Annotated in this window: 5 protein-coding genes; all 5 read left to right on the top strand. The window is 61.9% G+C overall.

All coding sequences use genetic code 11. The features are described from left to right. Window positions 1–88: 88 nt before the first annotated feature. The gene (locus tag D9C15_RS33825; RefSeq protein ID WP_240668683.1) at window positions 89–328 is read left to right on the top strand and encodes a VOC family protein; all 240 of its coding nucleotides are present in this window, start codon (window positions 89–91) and stop codon (window positions 326–328) included. Between the two features lie 225 nt (window positions 329–553). After that, window positions 554–901 carry a hypothetical protein gene (locus D9C15_RS32515; RefSeq protein WP_128003608.1) on the top strand — a complete coding sequence of 116 codons (348 nt, stop codon included), beginning with the start codon at window positions 554–556 and terminating at the stop codon, window positions 899–901. 1,238 nt (window positions 902–2,139) lie between these two features. Next, window positions 2,140–2,805, top strand: coding sequence for a hypothetical protein (locus tag D9C15_RS32510; protein WP_128003607.1), 666 nt, complete (start codon window positions 2,140–2,142; stop codon window positions 2,803–2,805). A gap of 182 nt (window positions 2,806–2,987) precedes the next feature. Then, window positions 2,988–3,749: a hypothetical protein gene (locus tag D9C15_RS32505; protein WP_128003606.1), complete on the top strand. Its 762-nt coding sequence runs from the start codon at window positions 2,988–2,990 to the stop codon at window positions 3,747–3,749. 142 nt (window positions 3,750–3,891) lie between these two features. Continuing rightward, window positions 3,892–4,506, top strand: coding sequence for a hypothetical protein (locus D9C15_RS32500; protein WP_128003605.1), 615 nt, complete (start codon window positions 3,892–3,894; stop codon window positions 4,504–4,506). Window positions 4,507–5,045: the final 539 nt, after the last annotated feature.

The following is a 5,045-nucleotide window of genomic DNA, read 5'->3' as shown; positions in this document are numbered from 1 at the left end:
GGGTCGAAGGAGCCGCCACCTCAGCTCATGCGTTCAACAGACTCCGGGACATCGCCCCTTCACTTGGTCCGATAGCGCAGGAAATCCGATGAAGGGAACCACCATCTGGTCCATCGGAGCCGCTGACAGCAACTACTTCGCGCCAAGCACTTCGCCATTCATGGTGAACTATCGGGTTGAAGATCTGGCTGCTCTACTCCAAGCGCTCCGGGAAGAAGGTTGCCAAGTGCTGGAGAAGACCGACGACTCAGAGTACGGAAAGTTCGGCTGGGTCATGGACCCAGAGGGCAACAAGGTTGAACTCTGGCAACCGCCCGCCGGGCAGTAGCGGTCAAGGCTCCAGCCCAAGGACCGAGGCCTAACTCTTCGCTGGAGCGGGACCTCCACCGGCATGGCACTTGGCCCGCGAGTCGCTCGCTGTCATCATCCGCCTCGCGGGCCAAGCGCCATCCCGGCGTCGGCCCCTCAGCTCAAACGTTAGGCCGCTCGACGGCAAGTCTTGCGGTCACGCGCTACTCTTGGCCTCCAGCCACTCCGCATCACGGGGGCCAACATGCCAGAGCAGCTCACCAAGCATCCCGAGGTCACACTGCAGGTTCTTCGCAGTGCCGGAGCGACCTGCGGAGAGGGGGCTCCGCAGAGCATCCTGACTAAGTGTCCAAGTCAGCGCTTCTGCAAGCTGCCCGGAGGCGAGGTGTGCGTGTACGGCATTCCCGAGGCACGCGCCATGACGCAGTTCACCGCCGCCGATTGGCAAGCAGTTCATGGCACGCTTCAGTCAGAAGCCCAGAACCAGGCGAGCGTACTCGACGGAACCGCAATCCTCATTGGGGCAGTTGGGGCGATCGTCGGCGCAGTCTTGGCCGCGTTAGCGCTGAGGCTGAAGAACCGTTGGTCCTGAAGGTGCCCTCCCCTCCTGGCTCCAGCGCGCAGAGCGGCCTAACCCTTCGCTCGAGGCGACCCTCCACGGCTTGGCGTTTGGGCCGCGAGCCGGCCAGTGTCATCATCCGCCTCGCGGCCCAAGCGCCAATCCGCGGCGGTCGCCTCAGCTCAAACGTTAGGCCTCGGAGCGCGCTAGCAGTTCGGGCATCGCAGTCGTGCCACCAAGCGCGCTTCCCAATCTAGACCCACGAGCGCCGCGCAGAAGCGCGGCGACAGCAAGCTCGGACGAGCTATGCCTTAGGTCACGGCCTCTCGGCTGGCGAGTAGCTCGGACCTGCGGCTGTACTGGGCAACCTCCCCTGTCAGCTTGTCAGTGGTACCTGCGCCCTCGGAAGACTGTGCCTTCGGCCAGCGCCGTGCAGGCGCAGGTAGTTCGTGAGTCCGGCATGAACTCCGCCGCCCAGGCATTGGCCACCTTGGCTCCCAAGCGGTGACGTCGGCGTCAACGATGCGCGTGCCACCAGGGCCGAGGCCTAACTGGTCGCTCGAGGGGAACCTCCGCCGGCAAGGCACTTGGCCCGCGAGGCGCTCGCTGTCATCATCCGCCTCGCGGGCCAAGCGCCTTCCCGGCTACGGCCCCTCAGCTCAAACGTTAGGCCTCACATGGACCTTCTCCGCGCACTCGCAAGCGGCCCCACGTCCTTTCAAGGCGAAGGCATCAATCACGAGGGCGAGCGCTTCACTGGGCAAGTCCGCGTGCAGCCGCTGGTCGAAGGCGCTGCGGTGCTCCTTAGCTATGTCGCCAGACTCCAAGACGGCTCGCTTGTGCACGAGGAGGCCGCGTTGGTTGGCCGCCAGAACGACGGAACACTTTGCTTGTGCCCTGTCATGAGCGAGTTGCCGGCGGTCTACCCGCACCAGCAGAGGTCAGCGTCTTCCGGGGAGCAAGCGGAGACAATGGTGTTCGCGTTCGGTGACAGAGGCGAACGTGATCGCTTCCGCGAGGAGATATCCATATCCCTCTCCAAGAGTGGCACGCTTACGTACGCGCACGCTTGGGGGCTGCCTGGTGGTGAGTTCGCCGATCGGTCCTCTTGTGTGCTTCTCGCGAGTGAGGCCTAACCCTTCGCTCGAGGCGACCCTCCACGGCTTGGCACTTGGGCCGCGAGACGTTGTGGTCCATCATCCGTCTCGCGGCCCAAGCGCCAATCCGCGGCGGTCGCCTCAGCTCAAACGTTAGGCGTCACACCCGCACCCATGGTCATGCACCTCCGATCCTGGCTAACGCGAGTCTGGCACTGGCTCACCGAGATTCCGACGTTCTGGACCTTCGTCGCCGTCCTCGTTTTGCTTCTCCTCGTGCCGCCGAAGATCGCAGCCACGGTGGAAGATGGCCTTCGCTACGGTGGCCTACTCTTGCAGCTGCTAGGAGTCAGCGTTGTTGCTTACACGCTTCGCGGCCGAGGAAAGTCCTTTGGACGAACACCGGTACTGCAGTTCGCGATCGCCTGGCTTAAGCGGGCTCCGTCTTTACGGCCGCGCAGCATCACGATCGAAGTCCAGGGAGCGGAAATCGCGATCGCATCGGATGGTGCTGACGCTACTGTCTGGCGCGGGCCACGGCTCGATCAGTCCTTTGAAGCGCAACTGGATGCGATTCGCGAGAATCTCTCCTCTCTTCGAGATCAACTCAGCAGCTTCGACACCCGTGTTGGCGCAAGCATTCGCGAGCTTCGCTTGGAGATCGAAACTGAGCGCAACCACAGAGGCGCCCAACTCCAGGACACCAGACGCCTGCTGGAAGGGATTGCGGCTGACACGCTCTACCTTGAGGTCGCCGGTCTTGGTTGGCTAGTGACAGGCATCATCGTCGCAACCATCCCAGTCGAGATTGCCTCCGTACTGAGCAGGCTCACCCAGTGACGCCTAACCCTTCGCTGGAGCCGACTCGCACCGGCATGGCACTTGGGCTGCGAGGCTCTCAGGTCTATGCTCCGCCTCGCGGCCCAAGCGCCATCCCGGCGCTCGCGCCTCAGCTCAAACGTTAGGCCTCACAACGAACATCGAGCGATGTCGGACCATCAATCGCGTCGAGGGAATCGAGCATGACTCTGTTCGAAGAACTGCGGAAGCCTTTCAACCTGGTCAGCACCACAATTGCCGTAGTTTCTCTGCTCCTCAGCGTCTACTTCTACGTGGCCTCCATACAGAAGAGAGAGCCAGTCTATCTAGTGCGAACAAGCAGTCAGATCTTCTCGAAGAGCGTAACCTCCCCGAGGTTCACTGTCGTAGATGCCGAAGGGAAGGCAGTCCAAGGCGACATCTACGTCGTTGAAGTGTCCTTCTGGAACGACGGAGGGTTGCCCATTGAACCGTCTGACGTGCGAACACCAGTCTTCGTCGAGTTTCCCGTCCATCATCGTGTACTTGACGCGAAAGTAGTAGGTCAGAACAAGCCTGCGATCTCCAACTTCCGCATTTCCGAGCAAACTCCAGTTGACGGAGGTGGCCCGAGGCTGTTGCTTGCTTGGTCTCATCTCGATCCTGGTGTCGGTGCCCGCCTGCAGTTCATCTATGTCGGAGACCGGGACGCCCCCCTCACCTTCCATGGAGATATTCTGGACGCGAAGCTTACCGACGCCGCCGGATTGCTCCGCCGCGTTGGGAACAGTTGGGTCAGCGCTGTCGTACTCGTGCTGCTTGGTGTCGCGGTGCTTGTCCTGCCTGACAAGGTCAAGATTTCCCCGGACCTTGTTCGCTCCAAGCTTGCCCGTGCCCTCCTTGGCCTCATGGTGTTTGCTCTTGGGCTAGGAACTGCGTTTGCGATGGCGTGGTTTCTCTTTGCGCCAAAGGTGGCGCCAGTGTGAGGTGAGGCCTAACCCTTCGCTCGAGCGGACCGCCACCGGCAAGGCACTTGGGCCGCGAGCCTGCCCGTGTCATCATCCGTCTCGCGGCCCAAGCGCCTTGCCGGTGGCGTCCGCTCAGCTCAAACGTTAGGGCGCACAGCGCATGACCGAGTACTACACACCGAATGCTGCCGAGTTCCAACTCGGTGCTCGCCAGCACTTTGACTACCTGACTTCCGTCTACGGCTACCAGGTAACTAGCGCTCCCTCGCCTTTGGACGGCCCGTTCACAACCTTCTTCGCGCGCTCGGGGAGGTTTGTCTGCGTTCAGGGGTTGAGCTATGGCATGTCGTTGGCGGTCGAACTAGGCACCATCGGAACGCTCGGCACTATCGAGAGCCAGTTCTCCCTGTGCACACTCATGCACCTCCGAACCCCCCACCTCCTGGCGCCTCGCTTCGGCGATAGACGTGGACAGTTGGAAGAGATGCAGTTCTTTGCGGCGGCTCTGCGGCAATCCGCTCCCGATTTCCTTGCTGGCGATTTCGCGGCATTGCAAGAAGTGCTGAATCACGAAACTGCTCTACGCGCTGAAGCGCGCGAGGCATACGAAGACGCTGAGCTTTCGCGTTGTACCGCCCTGGCGTCACAAGCATTTCATGCGGGGCAGTTTTCAAAGGTTGTCGAACTTCTGCAGCCACGCGCCCACATGCTTAGCAAAGCACAGCAGGCAATGCTACGGCTCGCCATCAAGCGGCTGTCCCAGAGTGCGCCCTAACCCTTCGCTCGAGGCGACCCTCCACGGCTTGGCACTTGGTCCGCGAGGCGCTTGTTCTTATCATCCGCCTCGCGGCCCAAGCGCCAACCCGTGGCGGTCGCCTCAGCTCAAACGTTAGGCCGCAGAAGCCGGCACCTATGCCCCTCACCTGCCGCAAAGCCGAAGCGCCGGACTTCTCCGCTCTTCAGCAGATGCTGGAGCTCTATCAGTACGAGCTCTCTGACATTTGGCACCAGGAACCCGACGCGCAGGCTCGATACGGGTATGACTTGAGCCGCTACCAGCAGGCAACTCACTTCTTCGCTCATGTTGCCCTGCAGGGTTCGCAGTACGTCGGCTTTGCCTTGGTTGCCCCGGCTTGCGTCACTCTTGCGGAGGGCTCATGGTGGCTCATGGATGGAGCAGTTCTTCATCCTGAAGCGCCACCGCAGGGGTGGGGCCGGGCTGGAACTGGCAAAGCACGCCTTCTTCAGCCATCCCGGCCCATGGGAAGTTGGTCAAATGCCTGCCAACGTTGCTGCACAGGCCTTCTGGCGCCA

Source organism: Piscinibacter defluvii (genome assembly GCF_004011805.1).
In the GTDB taxonomy this organism is placed as follows: Bacteria; Pseudomonadota; Gammaproteobacteria; order Burkholderiales; family Burkholderiaceae_C; genus Piscinibacter; species Piscinibacter defluvii.
The sequence above is the reverse complement of the archived record's forward strand: the minus strand, read 5'-3'. Positions and strand labels throughout refer to the sequence as shown.

Excerpts from the sequence above, each read along its gene's own strand:
- D9C15_RS32500 (WP_128003605.1), top strand. The coding sequence starts at position 3,892 with ATGACCGAGTACTACACACCGAATGCTGCCGAGTTCCAACTCGGTGCT.
- D9C15_RS32505 (WP_128003606.1), top strand. The coding sequence starts at position 2,988 with ATGACTCTGTTCGAAGAACTGCGGAAGCCTTTCAACCTGGTCAGCACC.
- D9C15_RS32510 (WP_128003607.1), top strand. The coding sequence starts at position 2,140 with ATGGTCATGCACCTCCGATCCTGGCTAACGCGAGTCTGGCACTGGCTC.
- D9C15_RS32515 (WP_128003608.1), top strand. The coding sequence starts at position 554 with ATGCCAGAGCAGCTCACCAAGCATCCCGAGGTCACACTGCAGGTTCTT.
- D9C15_RS33825 (WP_240668683.1), top strand. The coding sequence starts at position 89 with ATGAAGGGAACCACCATCTGGTCCATCGGAGCCGCTGACAGCAACTAC.